Genomic DNA, 20,432 nt, shown 5'->3' with positions numbered 1-20,432 from the left:
GCGTGAGCATGGATATTAGCGATTTTTATCAGACGTTCTTTGATGAAGCTGACGAGTTGTTGGCCGACATGGAGCAGCATTTGTTAGATCTGGTGCCAGAAGCGCCGGACTCTGAACAACTCAATGCCATCTTTCGTGCCGCCCACTCTATTAAAGGCGGTGCGGGCACGTTTGGCTTCACCATTTTGCAGGAAACCACGCACCTGATGGAAAACCTGCTTGATGAAGCCCGCCGTGGGGAAATGCAGCTCAACACTGACATCATTAACCTGTTTTTGGAAACCAAAGATATTATGCAGGAACAGCTCGATGCCTATAAAAGCTCTACGGAGCCAGATGCCGCCAGCTTTGAATATATCTGCAATGCGTTGCGTCAATTAGCGTTGGAAGCCAAAGGGCAAGCTGTTCCGGCTGCAGCCAATAGCGCCAAATTGTCCGTTGTTGAAAGCGCCGCACAGGACGCTGAGGCTGCCGCTCCGGCGAGCCCAGCCGATGACGGAAAGCTGCGTATTGTGCTGTCGCGTCTAAAAGAAAACGAAGTCAGCCTTCTGGAAGAAGAGTTGGGTAACCTCGGTACGCTCACCGACGTTGTAAAAGGGACGGATACCTTGCGCGTCACGCTGGATGGCGGTGTAAGCCAGGATGATATCATTGCGGTGCTGTGCTTCGTTATAGAAGCAGACCAGATCGCCTTTGAAAACGCCAGCGTACCTGCGGAAACCGCGTCTGCGGAAGCTGCAACGGTTGAAGCCGTTGAAGAGGCCGCACCAGAAGCAGCTGCGGTCCCGGTTTCAGCCCCGGCCCCGGTTGTCCAGGCTGCACCTGTCGCGGCGCTGAAAGCGGTCGCCAAAGAGCAACCCGCAGGTCGTGAAAAACCGGCCCGCGCCAGTGAGTCAACCAGTATCCGTGTTGCGGTAGAGAAAGTTGACCAGTTGATTAACCTCGTCGGCGAGCTTGTTATTACGCAGTCGATGCTGGCTCAGCGCTCGAACGAACTTGACCCGGTCACCCACGGCGACCTGATTACCAGCATGACGCAGTTGCAGCGTAACGCACGCGATTTGCAAGAATCGGTCATGTCTATCCGTATGATGCCGATGGAATATGTATTCAGCCGCTTCCCGCGTCTGGTGCGTGACCTCGCGAGCAAGTTGGATAAACAGGTTGAACTGACCCTGCAAGGTAGCTCGACGGAACTGGATAAGAGCCTGATTGAACGCATCATTGACCCGTTAACGCACCTGGTGCGTAACAGCCTTGACCACGGGATTGAAGTTCCGGAAAAACGCGTTGCAGCGGGTAAATCACCGATTGGCAACCTGACCCTTTCCGCAGAACATCAGGGCGGCAATATCTGCATCGAAGTCACCGACGATGGTGCAGGCCTGAACCGTGAACGTATCCTGGCAAAAGCCATATCGCAGGGTATGCCAGTGCACGAAAACATGAGCGACGAAGAAGTCGGCATGCTGATCTTCGCACCGGGCTTCTCTACCGCTGAGCAGGTGACCGATGTCTCCGGGCGTGGCGTGGGCATGGACGTGGTGAAACGTAATATCCAGGAGATGGGCGGCCACGTTGAGATCAAATCACGTCAGGGCGCAGGTACCACAATCCGCATTCTGCTGCCGTTGACCCTGGCAATCCTTGACGGCATGTCCGTTAAAGTGAGCGATGAAGTGTTCATTCTGCCGCTGAACGCGGTGATGGAATCGCTGCAGCCGCGCGAAGAAGATTTGCACCCACTGGCCGGTGGCGAGCGCGTACTCGAAGTGCGTGGCGAGTACCTGCCGCTGGTAGAGTTGTGGAAAGTATTTGATGTTAATGGCGCGAAAACCGAAGCTACGCAGGGGATTGTCGTTATCCTGCAAAGTGCCGGTCGTCGCTATGCATTGCTGGTTGATCAATTGATTGGTCAGCATCAGGTAGTAGTGAAAAACCTTGAAAGCAATTACCGCAAAGTGCCGGGAATTTCTGCGGCAACCATCCTTGGTGATGGTAGCGTTGCGCTGATTGTTGATGTTTCGGCACTACAGGGATTAAACCGTGAACAACGTGTGGCGCACACTGCCGCCTGACTGAGTTAAAAGAAGGTAAAAACATGACCGGTATGAGCAATGTAACAAAACTGGCTGGCGAGCCATCGGGCCAGGAATTCCTGGTATTTACCCTGGGCGATGAAGAATACGGTATCGATATTCTGAAAGTGCAGGAGATTCGTGGCTATGACCAGGTCACCCGTATCGCCAACACGCCTGACTTTATCAAGGGTGTCACTAACTTACGTGGTGTCATCGTGCCCATCGTCGACCTGCGCGTGAAGTTCTGCCAGGTTGACGTTGAATACAACGATAACACGGTGGTCATCGTCCTGAACTTTGGTCAGCGCGTGGTTGGGATTGTTGTCGATGGCGTATCTGACGTGCTGTCGCTGGCTGCGGATCAAATCCGCCCGGCACCGGAATTCGCGGTTACCCTGTCCACCGAGTACCTGACAGGTCTTGGCGCGCTGGGTGAGCGTATGCTGATTCTGGTCAACATCGAAAAACTGCTGAACAGCGACGAGATGGCACTGCTTGATATCGCAGCTACCCACGTCGCCTAATCGCGCGTCCTTAAACCCCTGCGCCATCGCGTGGGGGTTTCTTTCCTTTCCTGCCATTCACTCGCGCTTTTTGTTTTTTATTCATCTGTCCTGATTCCTGTATTTATCACCGTAGATATAGCGACGCAAAGAAATACCTGACGATAAATGATGTGAATGTCCGTTATGTTGCGTGTTAATACACACGGCACATTGTATTTACTGAGTAATGACGCATTACGTATATGGGGTTTCTTTAAAAGAGACAGATAGCAGCATAGCGTTGAATTTGTTTTAGTGTGCGTAAATAATGTTTTCTTTCGGCTTAACTTCCTATATTATAGAATCTGTTACGCAACTGAATTATTTGAATTCTAACTTACGTCAAATTGTTAGAAACTTTCATTAATTTGTTGAATAACATAGATATTTATAATTTTTATTTGTCAGTGACATGCAATTTTAGGAATGCCCGATGTTATGCAGCGATGGAAGTGCAATTTTTTAATTGTTACTGCGTGATGAATAAACTGCGCTTTTTCCGGAACTGTACTATGAAAAAATATCTGTTTCTGTTGGCCTGCATATTGCCGCTGGCGTTACCGGTTAAGGTTTCGGCAAGCAGCAGTGGCACCCTTGGCGTATCCCTGACGCTGACGAACGGCTGCCTGGTTAATGGTTCCGCCAGCCAGAATGGTATTTCCTTCGGTACGCTCAATTTTGGCGACCATTCCGCCACCTTTTCCGAACTCTCTACGCAACTGTCGAACAGCGGGCCAGGTGGGAATGCATTTGGGATCCAGTGCACCACCAATAGCTACAGTGTACAGATAACCGGTAATACCAACACCACGGCGCCCACGTCGCTTGTTGGTATACCCGGAACTACGGCACGCTATCTGCGAAGCGCCAGTAATAGCACCCAGGGCGTTGCCTACAGTCTCTATAGTGACAGTAGTTTTAATAACGAGATTGCCAATAACACAGCGCTTCCTCGTCTGTCGACAGTTGACGGTGTGGATTATTATACGCTGTATGGCCGCATTCGCGGCGGTGGTAAAAATACTGCGATTGCACCGGGTAACTATTCAGATACTATTTATGTCAGTGTGAATTATTAACTTTAACTGGTTGAAGTCATTTTTTAAGGCCTGCATTTGTTATGGGCTTTTTATTTTAAAAAATGGTCGATCATCATAATAAAGTTAATAAAGAATAAACTTATTTTTTAAAGTTTAAGCGCTGCTTAATTTCAGTGGTTTCACCAGTGCGAATAAGCATTTTAAATATGCTAATGGTGAATTTACGTTATACCATATATTGTGATATACATCACATTATTGCTAATATATCCTTTTCATATATCTTTCTTGTTACGCTTCATTATAATTAACTTCTTGAAAAACAATCAAAATATATACTAACGCACCCTTTAAGGGCGGTGGTCATATTCAGTGGTCGAAGCGTTGGACATCAACTAAATTTTTCTTATTACTCCTATTGAGTTACGCAGATCCGTTTTTAATGACGTTGCTCTTTTATATTGGATGAACGCTCGCCTTTCCCGGAGATATAATATGAAGAAAATACGCCTTATCCTGTTAACTGGATTGGTGACGCTGTCGGTAAATAATGCCGATGCGGTTACCAGTAACGGTATTATTGGGGCGACGTTGACATTATCAAACGGATGTTTAATTAATGGTTCTCCCTCTCAAAGCGGTATCAACTTCGGTACACTGGACTTCGGTACAAATCCCGCCACATTTTCTCAATTGACCACTCAACTTTCTAACACGGGCGCTGGCGGCAGTTCGTTCACTATCCAATGCACGACCGCCAGCTATACCGTCCAGATAACCGGCAACACCAATACTGCAACACCAGGCACCACAGTGGGAACGCCGGGTACAGTGGCACGGTATTTGCGTTCCGCAACGCCAACGAACACGCAAGGGGTGGCGTACAGCGTTTTTAGCGACAGCGCGTTCAGTAATGAGATCGTTAACGGTGCCGCCATCCCGCGAACTACCACCAGCGGTGGAGTGGATTCTTACACGTTGTATGGGCGCATTACTGGCGGGGGTAACAGCGTAACGGTATTGCCCGGGACCTATACGGACACCCTAAACGTGAGCGTGACCTACTAGCGTCAATATGATGCAACCAGAAGGAAAGTGCGCTTCTCTCGCGAGAAGTCACGGGGTGTTGCGCGCCATTTTTGGGCTATCGCTGAGCATGAGTGTACTGCCAGGGCCTGCGGTTGCCGTCACGGTGACGCAACAAACTTTTACCGTTGGCGCGACCATTACACCCGGATGTTCTGTAACGAGAGGCGTCGGTGGGGTTTTGGGCGCACTTGATTTTGGTACTCATACGGGGGTGGAGAGCGGCCAGATCTCCACCAGCTTTGTACCGAATGCCGGAATGTCACTCGCCTGCACGCCGGGTGTTGCCTTAACCATGAGCATCAATGGTGGGATGTATTACTCAACGGTACGCAATATGCAGCTAAACGGTGGAACACAGCGGGTTCCATATCGCATTTACCGCAGTAGCTCGTTGGCGGCAAACACAGAAATTGGTGTTAATCAGTCGGTGTCAGTCACCTATAGCGATGCCAATAATATCGCGCTCAGCATCTTTGGCGCCGCGCAACTGTCCCCGTTCGGCACAGCGGGGACATATTCTGATCAATTGACTGTGACATTGACATGGTAAAGGGAGAAGGGAAATGAGCGTCACCTCCGGCGCCGCAAGGGCGGCAGGTTTAATGATGATGCTGTGTACTGCGATGGGAGACGCCAATGCGGCAGCCACAATCTTACTCTGGCCGATTGATCCCTGGTTAGGATCAGAGAATAAAGCCACAGAGTTGTGGATCCAGAACCAGGGCAACACGCCAGCAACCATGCAGGTGCGTATCGTCCGTTGGCGCCAGGAGCGTGGCGATGAGCGCTATCAACCGCAGACGGATGTGGTCGCCAGCCCGCCAATTGTCACCATACAAAAAGGGACTAAGCAGCTTATCCGCCTGATAAAACAGACGGAGATACCCGCAGGCACAGAACAGGCATACCGAATCATTGTTGATGAAATTCCTCCAGCCGGCTCATCTCAGGGACAGATGGGTATCAAATTGCAAATGCGTTACTCCATCCCGCTCTTTATTTATGGCAAGGGGATTACTACTTATCCTGAGAGTGCAAACCATGCGCTGGTGGATCCGCGCGAACTCAGTTGGCAAGTCGTACGAGAAAATGGAAAACCTGCGCTGCAGATACGTAACCAGGGTGATGTGCATGTTCGATTGACGGCTGTCTCCGCCCGACAAGGTGGGCAAACACGGGTCATTGCTGACGGACTGCTGGGGTATGTCCTGCCTGGGGAAACGCGTTCCTGGCCGCTCCCTGCCGGGGTGCCTGCCCCTGTAGAGCTTAAAGCGACAATCAATGCCAGAGAAAGTGAATGGCAGTCTCCCGCCAGGTAATTTTCCCGGCGATGATCATGCTGCTAGGCAATTCGGCTAATGTCAGAGCACAGCAGGGCGATGACACACTTCCGCCGCCGCCGGATGCACAAGTAGTGAATGAACAGGTGGTGTTTCATCTAAACCTGGTCATAAATCATTATGATACGCAACAGGTTGTACCGGTGACGCGACGTGGCAGTGCTTATTTTGTCGCCAGCGCCGATCTGCAGCGTTGCGGAATATCCGCAGATTATATTCCTCAGGGAGAGGTAAACGTGTCAGCGTTACCCAACGTGCGCACTGACTACGATAGCGAACGTCAGCGGCTATTGCTGTTTGTTCCTGATGGGTGGTTGCCAGAGCGGTTTACCGCGTTCAATGGCGGACAGCAGCGTAGCCCCTTACCCGATGGGCGTGGCGCGCTGCTGAATTATGATGTCTACACCAATAACACGGAAAATATCGGTACGCGTGCTTCTCTTTGGCATGAGTTTCGCTATTTCTCCGGAAATATGACGTTTTCCTCGACCGGGACAGCCATCTCCCGCCTTTCGGGTCAACCTGCGCAACAGGATGGTTATACCCGTTATGACACCACCCTTCATTTGACTGATGAAGACAATGCTATCCAGTGGAGTGTGGGGGATGTGATTTCCGACTCGTTAAGTTGGAGTAACAGCGTACGCGTAGGGGGGATCAGTTATGGGCGTGACTTTTCACTGCGTCCTGATCTGGTGACCTGGCCCATTCCGTCATTTTCCGGCGAGGCGGCGGTTCCGACCTCGGTTGATGTATTCATTAATGGCTACCGCGCCGGGTCGAAACAAATTGAGCCAGGCCCTTTTACCCTGACCAATTTGCCTTATATAAACGGTGCAGGGAATGCAGTACTGGTCACCACCGATGCGTTAGGGCGCAAGGTCAGTACCACCATGCCGTTTTATGTGGCCAGCGAGTTGCTTAAAGAGGGGCTCAGTGATGGTGCGACAACGCTGGGGGGGCTGCGGCGTAATTACGGTATCGACAGTTTCGACTATGGCTCCATGGTGGGAAGTGCGTCTTATCGCTACGGCCTGACAGATTATTTGACGCTGGAGGCTCATGGGGAAGGGGCGCAGAAACTGGCGCTGGGCGGCGTGGGTGCTGTCGCGAAGTTATGGCGTCTTGGGGTGGTGAATTCGTCATGGACGCAAAGTCAGATGCGGGGCGACAGTGGTAGTCAATTGAACTGGGGATATCAGTACAGTACCGGTATGTTCAGCATTGCCACACAGCATATCCGTCGCGATCGCGGTTTCGGCAACCTGGCGCTGTATGAACAAAACTACTATTACGACCATCCCAATGACAATAACACGCCGCCAATAGCCAGTTTGAGTCGTAAAACGGACCAATACTCACTCTCTTTTAATCTCGGCGATTTTGGCAATATTGGCGCGGCATGGATTGGCGTTCGCAATTTTGACAACAGCAAGACTGAATTGCTTAACCTCTCATGGAGCCGCAATCTGTGGGGAGACAGCAATATTTATGTTTCGGCAAGCCGTGACAATGGGCGCGGTGACTGGAACGCCGCAGTCTCGGTACAAATTCCGCTCGGCGATCGGGACAGCGTGTCTCTGAGCGTGGATAACACTGCGGATACGGGCACGGCGCAGCGGATTAACTACGGACATTCGATGCCCTCTTACGGTGGTTTGAGCTGGAGTATGGCGCTGGCGCGACAGACCAAAGGCGACAGTTATCAACAAGGAACGCTCGGCTGGCGCAATAACAACGTTGAATTGCAGGGGGGTATGTACGGCTACAGCGACATGCGGACATGGTGGGGGGAGGCGATGGGATCCCTGGTACTGATGGATAACGAATTCTTCTTCGCCAAAAGAATCAATGATGCCTTTGTGGTCGTGAGTACGGGGGGAGAGCCGGAAATTCCGGTAAATTATGAAAATCAACTCATTGGAAAAACGAATAAAAATGGCTACCTGCTCATAAGCGGCGTGTCCTCGTATTATCCGGCCAATTACAGCATTGACACCCTGAATTTACCCGCCGACACGCAGATCATTGAGACCGAGCGGCGGCTTGCTCTGCGTCGTTACTCAGGCTATCTGGTGGAATTTCCGATGGTGCGCGAGCGGGTGGCGAGTGTGATCCTGCATGATGAGCAAAACAATCCGTTACCGCTCACCAGTGAAGTGAGTCGCCAGGGCAAACCGACGGCTATTGTGGGTTATGACGGTATTGCCTGGCTGGAAAATCTGGATGAAGTCAGTGTGCTTAATGTCCGGTTACCCGATGACACACGCTGCACCGCTAACCTGACCCTGAATGCCAACCCAGAGCATAAGCTGGAAACGTACGGCCCGCTTATGTGTAAGAGGAGCAACTGATGCGTCGTATCCTGTTAATGCTGTTATTACTGTCGGGAACGAGCGCACAGGTTTGGGCTGCCTGTACCGCCAGTTTATCCAATAACAGCCCGTCATTTGGCACGTCAGTGACATCTTTTACCCTCAATAGCGCCGAGCAACCGGTGTCTACCAATATCTATCTTGATTGCGACTCCGCGCTGTCGCTTCTGACAAATGACTACGCAACACTCACTATGACAGGTGCCTCAACGCTGGTTGCCAGTCGTGGGGCGATGAAGCGTACCGATGATTTAACAGTGACGGATTCCATCCCGGTGAAATTATGCGGTGTGTCTGGCTGTTCGTCGGGCGAAGTCACGAACGGTGGGGCTGGCTATACCTGGAATGGCACTTTTCTTTTGACGGTACTGGGATCGAAGCGCTATACGCTGCCACTCTTTTTACGCACTGTGACCGGTCAAAGCGTTTCGGCTGGCCCCTATGCGGGGACGTTAAACCTGAATCTCTACTACAACATATGCGCGGTGGGGACCATTTTAACCGGTTGTACGCAGTTGCAAAGCGGTAACCTGGCGCTGAATCTTACGGTAAGCATGACAGTGACCAACGATTGCACTGCGATTTCAGCACCTAATGTCAATTTCGGCAGTGCGCCAATCGCGAAGGCGTTCCCCGCCATTTCACAATCGATTAGCGTGACCTGCACTAAAGGGTATGCCTATACCATTGGTATCAATAATGGCAACAATGCCAATGGGACGGTACGGCAGATGGCAAACGGTTCAAATCGGCTGAGTTATGAAATCTATAAAGGCAGCACATCATCCCGTTGGGGGGCTGCGGGGGCGGAGCGCTGGTCCAGTGGGACGTCTTCATCGATCAGCACCGATGGCACGTTACGCACCTATAACTATACGGCGCAGGTCATGCCGAATCAGACGACCCCACCGGGAGGAACATACAGTGACACATTACTTATCGATCTCGCTTTTTAGTTGAGTTATCGCTTTTTAACATTCCAGACGAAGGAGATTTCTACGGTTAATATTGAGACGGTTTAATTCCCTTTCGCAAATGTAAAGTTCTATAGCCCCTTGCCGATAACACCGTTAACAAGTTTTCAGGAAGGTGTAGCATGTTGAACCGTATTCGCGTTGTCACAATGCTGATGAGTGTACTGGTAGTGTTTGCGCTGCTGCAGTTGCTCTCGGGCGGGCTTTTATTCTCTTCTCTTAATCAAAATCAGCAAAGCTTTGCGGTTTCCAACGATCTGCGCATGCAACAGACCGAACTGACGAAAACCTGGGAACTGATGCTGCAAACACGTATCAACCTGAGCCGTTCATCTGCCCGAATGATGATGGACCCGAACAACCAACAAAGTAGCGCTAAAACTGATTTATTAAAAAGCGCGAAATCCAGCCTGGCTGATGCGGCAAAACACTACGATGCCTTCCGTGCCATGCCATCGGTACCCGCGATGGAAGAGGCGCGTCAGGTGCTGGATGAAAAGTATAAAACCTATGCGGCCGGACTGACGGAGCTGGTGCAGTTTCTGGAAGGCGGCAACATGGATGGCTACTTTGCGCAGCCAACGCAGGGTATGCAAAACGGTCTCGGTGATGCGATGGGCAAATATGCCCAGTTAAGCGAATCGCTGTATCGCAAAGCCTATGACGAAAGCGTGAGTGATTATAACTTTGCAAAATGGCAGATGGCGGCCCTCGCGCTGGCCCTGGTCGTTGTGCTGGCGTTGGTCTGGTACGGCATTCGCCGCATTCTGCTGGCGCCGTTGACCGCGGTCATTAAACACATTCGTGAAATCGCCAGCGGCAATTTGACCGATTCGCTGGTGGTTGAAGGGCGCAGTGAGATTACCGATCTGGCCCAAAGCGTTGACCATATGCAGCGCTCGTTGATTGATACGGTAACCAATGTGCGTGCCGGTTCTGATGCTATTCATTCTGGCACCAGCGAAATCGCCGCGGGTAACAATGACCTGTCATCCCGTACCGAAGAACAAGCCTCGGCGCTGGAAGAGACGGCGGCCAGTATGGAAGAGCTGACCGCAACGGTGAAACAGAACGCCGAAAACGCCCGTCAGGCATCGCTACTGGCGAAAAGCGCCTCCGAAACCGCTGAACGCGGCGGTAAAGTGGTGGATGGCGTGGTGAAAACCATGCATGACATTGCCGCCAGTTCGCAAAAAATTGCCGATATTACCGGCGTCATCGACGGTATTGCCTTCCAGACCAATATCCTTGCCCTCAACGCGGCGGTTGAAGCCGCCCGCGCCGGTGAGCAGGGCCGTGGCTTTGCGGTGGTTGCTGGCGAAGTGCGTAACCTTGCCAGCCGCAGCGCCCAGGCGGCAAAAGAAATCAAAGCGCTGATTGAAGACTCTGTCTCTCGCGTGGATACCGGTTCGGTACTGGTTGAAAGCGCCGGTGAGACGATGGGTGATATCGTCAGTGCAGTAACCCGTGTAAACGACATTATGGGTGAGATTGCTTCGGCCTCTGATGAACAGAGCCGTGGCATCGACCAGGTTGCGCTGGCGGTATCCGAAATGGATCGCGTCACGCAGCAAAACGCCTCGCTGGTACAACAATCTGCCGCCGCTGCGGCTGCATTAGAAGAACAAGCCAGCAGGTTGACGCAAGCGGTTTCTACTTTCCGTCTCTCTTCTGTCCCTACAAAAACCGCGCAAGGAGCGCTTAATCCGGCGGCAGCCATTACTTCGGCTCCTTCCAGAGCCCGTCAGCTAACGACCGGACAAAACGATAACTGGGAAACTTTTTAACTGCTTTAACCCGCGGCACTTTGCCGCCTGATGGGAGCGTTGATGTTAAACCGTATTCGAATTTCTACGACACTTTTTTTGATCTTGATCGTTTGTGGCATTTTGCAGGTAGGGAGCAACGGATTGTCGTTTTGGGCGTTTCGTCAAAGCACCGCCCATTTATCAGAAGTTGAAAAAAGTAACATCCAGCGCAACGCATTGATGCAAACCCGCGCCTGGTTATTACAAGCCAGTACATCATTGAATAAAGCCGGTACGTTAACGGCGCTGAGTTATCCGCCGGACGATATCAAAGCGCTAATGAAACAGGCGAAAGATAATCTGAAAGATGCCGATAACAGTATTAATGAGTTTCTGAGTATCCCGGCGCTGACCGATGAAGGTAAGCGTCTGCAGGACGGAACGAAAGTGGCTTATACGGCATGGCATGGCGATCTGGAACACCAGGCCGCGTGGCTTGAAAGCAACCAGCTATCCGACTTTATGTCGGCGCCGATTCAGCAGTCGCAGGATGTATTTGATAAAAACTTTACGGCCTGGCAGCAGCATATCAACCACTTTGTGGAGACCGCTAAGGCAGAGGGGCAAAGCAATTACCAGCGCTCAGCGGTGATTTTCGCCGTGGTGGTCGTTCTGGCGGCGTTGCTGACGTCGGCGGCGCTGTGGTGGTCGCGCAAGATGATTGTTCAGCCGCTGGCCATTGTCAGTAGTCACTTTGACAGTATTTCCGAGGGCAATCTGGCTCGACCGATTGCGGTAGTGGGTAAAAATGAAATTTCGGCCATTTTTGCCAGCCTCAAAAAGATGCAGACCGCGCTGCGTTCTACCGTGACCGAGGTGCGTCACGGCAGCTACGCGATGCATACCGGTATCTCGGAGATTGCCGAAGGCAACAACGACCTGTCGGCGCGTACTGAACAACAGGCGGCGTCGCTGGCGCAAACGGCGGCCAGCATGGAACAGTTAACGGCGACCGTGGGACAAAACGCCGATAACGCCCGTCAGGCATCTGGTCTGGCACAGAGCGCGGCGGAAACGGCGCGTAAAGGCGGGCAGCAGGCGTCGAATGTGGCAAGCACTATGCATGAGATCGCCGCCAGTTCGCAAAAGATTGGCGATATTATCAGCGTGATTGACGGTATCGCTTTCCAGACCAATATTCTGGCCTTGAACGCGGCGGTAGAAGCGGCGCGGGCAGGTGAGCAGGGACGTGGTTTCGCTGTGGTGGCCGGGGAGGTGCGTAACCTCGCCAGCCGAAGCGCGCAGGCTGCCAAAGAGATCAAAGGCCTAATCGAAGAGTCAGTTTCACGCGTTGAGCAGGGATCTGTGCTGGTGGATACCTCTGCGAAAACCATGATGGAGATCGTCCACTCTGTCACCCAGGTGAACGATATTATGGGCGAAATTGCCTCTGCTTCGGATGAACAGCGCCGGGGTATTGAGCAGGTCGCACTGGCAGTAAGCCAGATGGATCAGGTGACCCAACAGAATGCTGCGCTCGTTGAAGAAGCCGCCGCGGGAACCGATCAGTTAGCGCATCAGGCAGATCATCTGACCTCCCTGGTGGCTGTGTTTAAGTTAGAAGAACATGTCGTTACATCAGACGCGGTACTCCCCAAAGGAGTGCCGGTTGTATCCTAAATCAGAATGAGAAGGCGCTATGACATCATCAATGCCTACTGGGCAAACGTCATCACTCATGCAACAGATGACTCAGCGTCTTGCGCTGTCTGACGCGCATTTTCGTCGAATATGTCAGTTGATTTATCAACGCGCAGGGATCGTGCTCGCCGACCACAAGCGGGACATGGTCTATAACCGCCTTGTTCGTCGTTTACGCACCCTTGGGCTGGATGATTTTGGTCGCTACCTGAGCATGCTGGAAGCGAACCAAAATAGCGCCGAGTGGCAGGCTTTTATAAACTCGCTGACCACTAACCTCACGGCATTTTTCCGGGAAGCTCACCACTTCCCGGTCCTTGCGGAGCATGCCCGTAAGCGTACCGGCGAGTATCGCGTCTGGAGTGCCGCGGCGTCGACTGGTGAAGAGCCGTATTCCATTGCGATTACGTTGGCAGATGCACTCGGTATGGCGCCGGGTCGTTTCAAGGTAATTGCCAGCGATATTGATACCGAAGTGCTGGAAAAAGCCCGTAACGGTGTCTATCGCCAGGATGAATTGAAAACGCTGTCGCCGCAACAGCTACAGCGTTACTTCATGCGCGGAACCGGGCCCCATGCCGGTCTGGTGCGCGTGCGTCAGGAATTGTCGAATTATGTGGATTTCACCTCGGTGAATTTGCTCGATAAACAATATAACGTCCCTGGACCGTTTGACGCGATTTTTTGCCGTAACGTAATGATTTATTTTGATAAAACGACGCAGCAGGATATCTTGCATCGTTTTGCACCATTGCTTAAGCCTGACGGACTACTTTTTGCCGGGCATTCGGAGAATTTCAGCAACCTTGTGCGTGAGTTTAGCCTGCGTGGTCAAACCGTTTACGCGCTGAGTAAGGATAAAGCATGAGTAAAATCAGGGTAATGTCCGTCGATGATTCTGCATTGATGCGCCAAATCATGACCGAAATTATCAATAGCCACAGCGATATGGAAATGGTGGCGACGGCGCCGGATCCGTTGGTTGCACGGGATTTAATTAAAAAATTTAACCCTGATGTGCTGACGCTTGATGTGGAAATGCCGCGGATGGACGGTCTGGATTTCCTGGAAAAACTGATGCGCCTGCGTCCGATGCCGGTCGTGATGGTTTCTTCTCTGACGGGAAAAGGCTCAGAAGTGACGCTGCGTGCGCTGGAGTTAGGGGCGATTGATTTCGTCACTAAACCCCAGCTCGGTATTCGCGAAGGGATGCTGGCCTACAGCGAAATGATCGCCGAAAAAGTGCGTACCGCCTCGCGCGCGCGCCTTGCGGCACATAAACCCATGTCGGCAGCCCCGGCAGCGTTGAAGTCTGGTCCGTTGTTAAGTTCGGAAAAATTGCTGGCCATTGGCGCTTCAACCGGAGGAACAGAGGCAATTCGTCATGTACTCCAGCCATTGCCGCTGTCAAGTCCGGGTATTCTTATTACTCAGCACATGCCGCCAGGGTTCACCCGTTCGTTTGCCGAACGCCTGAATAAGCTGTGCCAGATTACCGTGAAAGAGGCGGAAGATGGTGAGCGTGTCCTGCCAGGACATGCGTATATTGCGCCGGGCGACAAGCATATGGAGCTGGCGCGTAGCGGGGCAAACTATCAGATTAAGATCCACGATGGGCCGCCGGTGAACCGTCACCGTCCTGCTGTGGATGTACTGTTTCATTCGGTCGCGAAATACGCCGGGCGCAATGCCGTGGGGGTTATCCTCACCGGTATGGGCAATGACGGTGCGGCCGGAATGTTAGCGATGCACCAGGCTGGAGCCTGGACCATTGCACAAAATGAGGCAAGTTGTGTGGTGTTCGGCATGCCGCGCGAAGCTATCAATATGGGTGGCGTCAGCGAAGTGGTCGATCTTAGCCAGGTAAGCCAGCAGATGTTGGCAAAAATTAGTGCCGGACAGGCAATACGTATTTAACGAGGAGTGATGTTTTATGGCGGATAAAGAGCTCAAATTTCTGGTTGTCGACGACTTTTCCACGATGCGTCGTATCGTGCGCAACCTGTTAAAAGAGCTGGGGTTCAACAACGTCGAGGAAGCCGAAGACGGCGTTGACGCGCTGAACAAACTCCAGACCGGTGGTTTTGGTTTCGTCATTTCCGACTGGAACATGCCGAACATGGACGGACTGGAACTGCTTAAGACGATTCGTGCTGACGGCAACATGTCTTCGCTGCCGGTACTGATGGTCACGGCAGAAGCGAAAAAAGAAAACATTATCGCGGCGGCTCAGGCTGGCGCGAGCGGCTATGTAGTGAAACCTTTCACTGCTGCAACCCTGGAAGAGAAACTCGGTAAGATTTTCGAGAAACTCGGCATGTGAGGACTGGACGATGATTCAACCTTCAATTAAACCTACGGAAGAACATTCAGCCAGCGATATCATTGCCCGTATCGGTAGCCTGACACGTATGCTGCGTGACAGTTTACGTGAATTGGGATTGGATCAGGCGATTGCTGAAGCGGCGGAAGCCATTCCTGATGCCCGTGATCGTCTTGATTACGTGGTGCAGATGACCGCGCAGGCAGCTGAACGCGCACTCAATAGCGTCGAGGCGTCGCAACCGCATCAGGATGCGATGGAAAAAGGGGCCAAATCCCTGTCCAAGCGTTGGGATGAGTGGTTTGAAAATCCTATCGAGCTGAAAGATGCCCGTGAACTGGTGACCGACACCCGTAAATTCCTCGGGGATGTGCCGGGCCACACCAGCTTCACCAACGCGCAACTGTTAGACATCATGATGGCGCAGGATTTCCAGGACCTTACCGGTCAGGTTATCAAGCGTATGATGGATGTGATTCAGGAAATTGAACGACAGCTTCTGATGGTGCTGATCGAAAACATTCCCGATCAGTCTGCGCGTCCGAAACGTGAAAACGAAAGTCTGCTCAATGGGCCGCAGCTTGATGCGACGAAAGCGGGCGTGGTGGCAAGCCAGGATCAGGTTGACGATCTGCTCGACAGTCTCGGTTTCTGATGCTCTTGCACTGAGCCATACTGATAAAACGGGAAGCAGCAATGCTTCCCGTTTTTTTAGCTCATCGTGGACAAGGAAAATGAGGCGGTGTTATTGAGCATATGTAGCAGCATTGGCAGCAGTAGCCCACCGGATGACATTCTTACCACGCAAAGCAGAGCCGAAAAAGTAAACAGCCAGATAAAGGTGGCTGGCGCGTGGTATTGCGTATGCATAAGCGCAAAGGCTACCGAAGTCACCACGATGCTCTGCTGCCTGGCAAAGCGTCCCCAGCGCAGAAAGGCGTTGAGTAAGAAGCCGCGAAAAATCACCTCTTCACAAAACGGGGCAATAAAACAAATGGCGAACGCCAGACCCCAACGCGCAGAAACCGAGTAGCTCTTTAGCGATGCCACCCACTCTTCTTCGATCCCCAAAAACTGCCAGACAATATTGAGTGCGATAATAGCCAGTAAGCCCAATGCGAAATAACCGGGGTTAAATTGCCCCAACGGCATAAAAGGGTAGTGATGGTTGTAGTATCGCCAGAGCAGGAGTGTGCACGGCAAGCTCACGGCCAGGCCGACAAATAGCGCAGCAAAACCTGAATGATAGAGCGCGGCATAATTGGGCAGCAGTGCCACAATAAAGAAAAAACAATGATAAATCAGTACTGCTGCGAGACACATCATTGTGTGATGACGTCTCTGCTCCTGATTGAACAGCATGGTTATCATCCCTGTGTTAATTACGTTTTATATCTTTTTTATAGGCATACGCTGCAAAAGCAGCTTTTCTGACCCACGCGGTAGTATATCGTTGGCGGATAAGTACATGCACTTTTCCTTTTCTCAAATCGCGAAAACCCCGTGTTTTTATGCCTTACTCTGCCCATTAGACCGACTTGACTCTGGCATTATGTCATCAAACATCTACCCGTGGATTTGAGCCGTGGCAGACGATAGCGACGACAAAACAGAAGCCCCCACACCCCACCGAAAAGAGAAGGCCCGTGAGGAAGGGCAAGTTCCCCGATCGAAAGAGCTGACATCAATATTGATGCTCTTTGTTGGGGTGGGCGTGCTCTGGATGGGTGGGGACGCGTTTGCCCGCAAACTGTCGGGCATCATGTCGTCGGGTTTACGTTTTGATCATGGCATTATCAATGACCAAAAAATGATCCTTGGGCATCTCATCGAGTTGCTCAAAAATGCCGTGCTGGCGCTATTGCCGCTGGTGACTGGTGTGGTGCTGGTGGCGCTTGCTGCTCCCCCGGTGCTGGGTGGACTGGTATTAAGCGGAAAATCGGTACAGTTTAATTTTTCCAAAATTAACCCGTTGAGTGGTATTAAGCGCCTGTTTTCAGCGCAGGTGGTGGCAGAGCTGGTCAAGGCCATCATGAAAACGGCCCTGATGGGCAGCGTGGCCGCCTTTTATCTGTGGCATAAATGGCCGGAAATCATGCGTTTGATGATGGAAGCGCCGGTCACTGCGATGGCCAGCGCGCTGAATCTGGCCGGGATGTGTTGCCTGTTGGTCGTGTTGTCGATAATCCCGATGGTGGGGTTCGACGTCTTCTGGCAGATCTACAGCCACCTGAAAAAATTGCGCATGTCCAAACAGGATATCCGTGATGAATTTAAACAGCAGGAGGGTGACCCGCATGTTAAGGGGCGTATCCGCCAGCTACAACGTGCCGCGGCACGCCGTCGTATGATGGCAGATGTGCCGAAAGCCGATGTGATTGTAACGAACCCGACGCACTACTCCGTCGCACTGCAATATGACGAGAATAAAATGAGTGCGCCAAAAGTGATTGCGAAGGGTTCTGGTTTGATTGCGCTGCGTATTCGTGAAATTGGCAGCGAAAACCGTATTCCGATCCTTGAGGCGCCGCCGCTGGCGCGCGCCCTGTACCGCCATGCTGAAATCGGTCAGCAGATCCCAGGCCAGCTTTACTCGGCCGTGGCTGAGGTTTTAGCCTGGGTATGGCAATTGAAACGCTGGAATTTGGCCGGGGGCAAACGCCCGGCCAGACCTGAAAATCTCCCAGTGCCAGAGTCGCTGGATTTTATGAACGAGAAGGACACTGATGGCTAATCTGGTGGCAATGTTGCGTCTGCCTGGCAACCTGAAATCAACACAATGGCAAATTCTGGCGGGGCCCCTGCTGATTTTGTTGATTCTGTCGATGATGGTTTTGCCGTTGCCGGCATTCGTGCTCGACCTGCTTTTTACCTTCAACATTGCGCTCTCGATTATGGTGCTTCTGGTGGCGATGTTCACCCAGAAAACCCTCGAGTTCGCGGCATTTCCCACCGTATTGCTGTTTACCACGTTGCTGCGCCTGGCGCTGAACGTTGCCTCTACCCGTATCATTCTGTTGGAAGGCCATACCGGCACGGCGGCGGCGGGTAGGGTGGTTGAAGCCTTTGGTCACTTCCTTGTTGGCGGTAACTTTGCCATCGGTATCGTGGTGTTCATCATCCTCGTTATCATCAACTTTATGGTTATCACCAAAGGTGCGGGGCGTATCGCGGAAGTGGGCGCACGTTTCGTACTGGACGGGATGCCGGGTAAACAGATGGCGATCGACGCCGACCTTAACGCCGGGCTTATCGGTGAAGATGAGGCGAAACGTCGTCGTTCCGATGTGACCCAGGAAGCTGACTTCTACGGCTCTATGGACGGTGCGAGTAAGTTCGTGCGCGGTGACGCCGTCGCGGGCATCCTGATCATGGTTATCAACGTCATCGGCGGTCTGCTGGTGGGCGTGTTGCAGCATGGCCTGTCGATGGGCGATGCGGCGCAGAGTTACACCCTGTTGACCATCGGTGATGGTCTGGTGGCACAGATCCCGGCGCTGGTTATCTCCACCGCAGCGGGTGTTATCGTGACCCGCGTGGCAAACGATGAAGACGTTGGCCAGCAGATGGTTAGCCAGTTGTTTACTAACCCACGCGTAATGATGCTCAGTGCCGCGGTACTGGGTCTGTTTGGCCTGGTCCCAGGTATGCCGAACTTTGTCTTCCTGCTTTTCACCGTGGGTCTGCTGGCGCTGGCCTGGTGGCTGCGCGGTAAAGAAGAGAAGGCGCCGGCGGAAGCGACGCCAATCAAGATGCCGGAAAATAACCAGGCGGTGGAAGCCACCTGGAATGATGTGCAACTTGAAGATTCACTGGGCATGGAAGTGGGCTATCGCCTGATTCCGATGGTGGATTTCCAGCAGGATGGCGAACTGTTGGGACGTATCCGCAGTATTCGTAAAAAATTCGCCCAGGACATGGGGTTCCTGCCGCCGGTGGTGCATATTCGTGACAACATGGACTTGCCCCCAGCCCGTTACCGCATCCTGATGAAAGGGGTGGAAGTGGGGAGCGGTGATGCTTATCCGGGGCGCTGGCTGGCGATTAACCCGGGGACCGCAGCGGGTTCGTTACCAGGGGAACAGACTGTCGATCCGGCCTTTGGCCTGGCGGCTATCTGGATTGAGAGCGCCCTCAAAGAGCAGGCGCAGATCCAGGGCTTCACCGTGGTGGAGGCCAGTACGGTTGTCGCAACGCACCTGAACCACGTGATCGGCCAGTTTGCGCCGGAGCTGTTTGGGCGTCAGGAAGCGCAACAACTGCTTGACCGCGTGACTCAGGAAATGCCGAAACTCACCGAAGATCTGGTGCCGGGAGTTGTTACGCTGACAACGCTGCATAAAGTGCTGCAAAACCTGCTGGCAGAAAAAGTGCCGATCCGCGATATGCGCACCATTCTGGAGACGCTGGCAGAACACGCTCCGCTGCAAACCGATCCCTACGAACTGACCACGGTTGTTCGCGTGGCGCTGGGCCGTGCGATTACCCAGCAATGGTTCCCTGGCAGTGGCGAAGTGCAGGTTATTGGCCTTGATACGCCGCTCGAACGCCTGCTGTTGCAAGCATTGCAAGGCGGCGGTGGGCTGGAGCCGGGCCTTGCCGATCGTTTACTTGAGCAAACCCAGGAAGCATTGCAGCGTCAGGAGATGCTTGGCGCGCCGCCGGTACTGCTGGTCAACCATGCGTTGCGTCCGTTGCTGTCTCGCTTCTTGCGTCGCAGCCTGCCGCAACTGGTGGTGTTGTCGAACATGGAAATGTCAGATAACCGTCCGATTCGGATGACGGCGACCATAGGAGGCAAATAATGCGTAAGCTTGCCGGGTTACTTCTTGCGTTGCCTTTGTTTGTCCATGCCGCCGGAAACGGCGCATGGCAGGCAAGCAATATCGGGGTCATTCTCAGCAATCGTGGGCAGGCCATGTCATCGCGTGTTCTTGCCCCTTCGCAGCCGGTCAATGGCCTGATGACGGTAGTTTCGTGGCGTTATGAGCTAATCGGCCCGACGCCTGCGGGGTTAAATACACGTTTGTGTAGCCAGACACGCTGTGTGCAACTGGACGCCCAGAGCGGAACCACTGTCGCCTTCGCCGATGTGCCCGCGATTGAGCCGTTACGCTTTATCTGGGAAGTCCCCGGCGGCGGAAGATTGATTCCCGCCCTCAATGTTAGCAGTATCCAGGTTATCGTTAACTACCGTTAGCCGCTCGTCTTTTCAC

The 20,432-nt window shown here is 52.6% G+C and carries 18 protein-coding genes; 17 read left to right on the top strand and 1 reads right to left on the bottom strand.

The genetic code is table 11. The annotated features are described in order from the left end of the window. Positions 1-2: 2 nt before the first annotated feature. The 14 genes from cheA to cheZ all read left to right on the top strand — a co-directional run bounded on the left by cheA (position 3) and on the right by cheZ (position 15,871). Positions 3-2,078, top strand: a complete 2,076-nt coding sequence (gene cheA / locus C5523_RS17225) for a chemotaxis protein CheA (RefSeq protein WP_039078681.1) — start codon at positions 3-5, stop codon at positions 2,076-2,078. A 23-nt stretch (positions 2,079-2,101) separates the two neighbouring features. After that, positions 2,102-2,605 carry a chemotaxis protein CheW gene (gene cheW, locus C5523_RS17220; protein ID WP_039078682.1) on the top strand — a complete coding sequence of 168 codons (504 nt, stop codon included), beginning with the start codon at positions 2,102-2,104 and terminating at the stop codon, positions 2,603-2,605. A 533-nt stretch (positions 2,606-3,138) separates the two neighbouring features. Continuing rightward, positions 3,139-3,705, top strand: coding sequence for a spore coat protein U domain-containing protein (locus C5523_RS17215; protein WP_071194627.1), 567 nt, complete (start codon positions 3,139-3,141; stop codon positions 3,703-3,705). Positions 3,706-4,161: 456 nt separating this feature from the next. Then, the gene (locus C5523_RS17210; protein ID WP_039078684.1) at positions 4,162-4,734 is read left to right on the top strand and encodes a spore coat protein U domain-containing protein; all 573 of its coding nucleotides are present in this window, start codon (positions 4,162-4,164) and stop codon (positions 4,732-4,734) included. A gap of 88 nt (positions 4,735-4,822) precedes the next feature. Further along, on the top strand, positions 4,823-5,305 hold the full coding sequence (locus tag C5523_RS17205; protein WP_223878805.1) for a spore coat protein U domain-containing protein: 483 nt from the start codon (positions 4,823-4,825) through the stop codon (positions 5,303-5,305). A 13-nt stretch (positions 5,306-5,318) separates the two neighbouring features. After that, positions 5,319-6,074: a molecular chaperone gene (locus C5523_RS17200; protein ID WP_039078686.1), complete on the top strand. Its 756-nt coding sequence runs from the start codon at positions 5,319-5,321 to the stop codon at positions 6,072-6,074. Beyond that, a complete protein-coding gene (locus tag C5523_RS17195; RefSeq protein ID WP_079496740.1) occupies positions 6,053-8,449 on the top strand; it encodes a fimbria/pilus outer membrane usher protein in 2,397 nt (798 codons plus the stop codon). Before C5523_RS17200 ends, C5523_RS17195 begins: the two co-directional genes overlap by 22 nt. After that, on the top strand, positions 8,449-9,426 hold the full coding sequence (locus C5523_RS17190; RefSeq protein WP_039078688.1) for a spore coat U domain-containing protein: 978 nt from the start codon (positions 8,449-8,451) through the stop codon (positions 9,424-9,426). Before C5523_RS17195 ends, C5523_RS17190 begins: the two co-directional genes overlap by 1 nt. Before the next feature lie 140 nt (positions 9,427-9,566). Continuing rightward, entirely contained in the window at positions 9,567-11,231 is a 1,665-nt protein-coding gene (gene tar / locus C5523_RS17185; protein WP_108701617.1) for a methyl-accepting chemotaxis protein II, read from the top strand. Positions 11,232-11,273: 42 nt separating this feature from the next. Next, positions 11,274-12,872, top strand: coding sequence for a methyl-accepting chemotaxis protein IV (gene tap / locus C5523_RS17180; RefSeq protein ID WP_039078690.1), 1,599 nt, complete (start codon positions 11,274-11,276; stop codon positions 12,870-12,872). Between the two features lie 19 nt (positions 12,873-12,891). Then, a complete protein-coding gene (gene cheR, locus C5523_RS17175) occupies positions 12,892-13,761 on the top strand; it encodes a protein-glutamate O-methyltransferase CheR (RefSeq protein WP_039078691.1) in 870 nt (289 codons plus the stop codon). Continuing rightward, a complete protein-coding gene (locus C5523_RS17170; RefSeq protein WP_039078692.1) occupies positions 13,758-14,810 on the top strand; it encodes a chemotaxis response regulator protein-glutamate methylesterase in 1,053 nt (350 codons plus the stop codon). The genes cheR and C5523_RS17170 overlap by 4 nt, the downstream gene beginning before the upstream one ends. Before the next feature lie 16 nt (positions 14,811-14,826). After that, a complete protein-coding gene (cheY, locus tag C5523_RS17165; RefSeq protein ID WP_039078693.1) occupies positions 14,827-15,216 on the top strand; it encodes a chemotaxis response regulator CheY in 390 nt (129 codons plus the stop codon). Between the two features lie 10 nt (positions 15,217-15,226). After that, entirely contained in the window at positions 15,227-15,871 is a 645-nt protein-coding gene (gene cheZ, locus C5523_RS17160; protein WP_039078694.1) for a protein phosphatase CheZ, read from the top strand. 56 nt (positions 15,872-15,927) lie between these two features. On the opposite strand, the gene C5523_RS17155 is transcribed toward cheZ, so the two are convergent. Beyond that, a complete protein-coding gene (locus tag C5523_RS17155) occupies positions 15,928-16,578 on the bottom strand; it encodes a type II CAAX endopeptidase family protein (protein WP_039078695.1) in 651 nt (216 codons plus the stop codon). A gap of 223 nt (positions 16,579-16,801) precedes the next feature. Between C5523_RS17155 and flhB the strand changes: the two genes are divergently transcribed. The 3 genes from flhB to C5523_RS17140 are packed head-to-tail and all read left to right on the top strand — an operon-like array spanning position 16,802 to position 20,416. Then, entirely contained in the window at positions 16,802-17,950 is a 1,149-nt protein-coding gene (gene flhB, locus C5523_RS17150; RefSeq protein ID WP_039078696.1) for a flagellar biosynthesis protein FlhB, read from the top strand. Continuing rightward, positions 17,943-20,021: a flagellar biosynthesis protein FlhA gene (flhA, locus tag C5523_RS17145; protein WP_108701616.1), complete on the top strand. Its 2,079-nt coding sequence runs from the start codon at positions 17,943-17,945 to the stop codon at positions 20,019-20,021. The genes flhB and flhA overlap by 8 nt, the downstream gene beginning before the upstream one ends. Continuing rightward, complete coding sequence (locus C5523_RS17140) at positions 20,021-20,416, top strand: flagellar protein FlhE (protein ID WP_039078698.1); 396 nt, start codon at positions 20,021-20,023, stop codon at positions 20,414-20,416. Before flhA ends, C5523_RS17140 begins: the two co-directional genes overlap by 1 nt. Positions 20,417-20,432: the final 16 nt, after the last annotated feature.

The organism is Phytobacter sp. SCO41 (assembly GCF_003073275.1).
Taxonomy (GTDB): domain Bacteria; phylum Pseudomonadota; class Gammaproteobacteria; order Enterobacterales; family Enterobacteriaceae; genus Phytobacter; species Phytobacter diazotrophicus.
This window is presented reverse-complemented; position numbering and strand designations above follow the sequence as displayed.

Bases quoted from the DNA above. Each gene is read 5' to 3' on its own strand.
- cheZ (WP_039078694.1), top strand. From the start codon at position 15,227: ATGATTCAACCTTCAATTAAACCTACGGAAGAACATTCAGCCAGCGAT.
- C5523_RS17170 (WP_039078692.1), top strand. From the start codon at position 13,758: ATGAGTAAAATCAGGGTAATGTCCGTCGATGATTCTGCATTGATGCGC.
- C5523_RS17200 (WP_039078686.1), top strand. From the start codon at position 5,319: ATGAGCGTCACCTCCGGCGCCGCAAGGGCGGCAGGTTTAATGATGATG.
- cheY (WP_039078693.1), top strand. From the start codon at position 14,827: ATGGCGGATAAAGAGCTCAAATTTCTGGTTGTCGACGACTTTTCCACG.
- C5523_RS17210 (WP_039078684.1), top strand. From the start codon at position 4,162: ATGAAGAAAATACGCCTTATCCTGTTAACTGGATTGGTGACGCTGTCG.
- cheR (WP_039078691.1), top strand. From the start codon at position 12,892: ATGACATCATCAATGCCTACTGGGCAAACGTCATCACTCATGCAACAG.
- cheW (WP_039078682.1), top strand. From the start codon at position 2,102: ATGACCGGTATGAGCAATGTAACAAAACTGGCTGGCGAGCCATCGGGC.
- tap (WP_039078690.1), top strand. From the start codon at position 11,274: ATGTTAAACCGTATTCGAATTTCTACGACACTTTTTTTGATCTTGATC.
- C5523_RS17140 (WP_039078698.1), top strand. From the start codon at position 20,021: ATGCGTAAGCTTGCCGGGTTACTTCTTGCGTTGCCTTTGTTTGTCCAT.
- flhA (WP_108701616.1), top strand. From the start codon at position 17,943: ATGGCTAATCTGGTGGCAATGTTGCGTCTGCCTGGCAACCTGAAATCA.
- tar (WP_108701617.1), top strand. From the start codon at position 9,567: ATGTTGAACCGTATTCGCGTTGTCACAATGCTGATGAGTGTACTGGTA.
- C5523_RS17190 (WP_039078688.1), top strand. From the start codon at position 8,449: ATGCGTCGTATCCTGTTAATGCTGTTATTACTGTCGGGAACGAGCGCA.
- C5523_RS17195 (WP_079496740.1), top strand. From the start codon at position 6,053: ATGGCAGTCTCCCGCCAGGTAATTTTCCCGGCGATGATCATGCTGCTA.
- C5523_RS17215 (WP_071194627.1), top strand. From the start codon at position 3,139: ATGAAAAAATATCTGTTTCTGTTGGCCTGCATATTGCCGCTGGCGTTA.
- C5523_RS17155 (WP_039078695.1), bottom strand. From the start codon at position 16,578: ATGCTGTTCAATCAGGAGCAGAGACGTCATCACACAATGATGTGTCTC.
- C5523_RS17205 (WP_223878805.1), top strand. From the start codon at position 4,823: ATGAGTGTACTGCCAGGGCCTGCGGTTGCCGTCACGGTGACGCAACAA.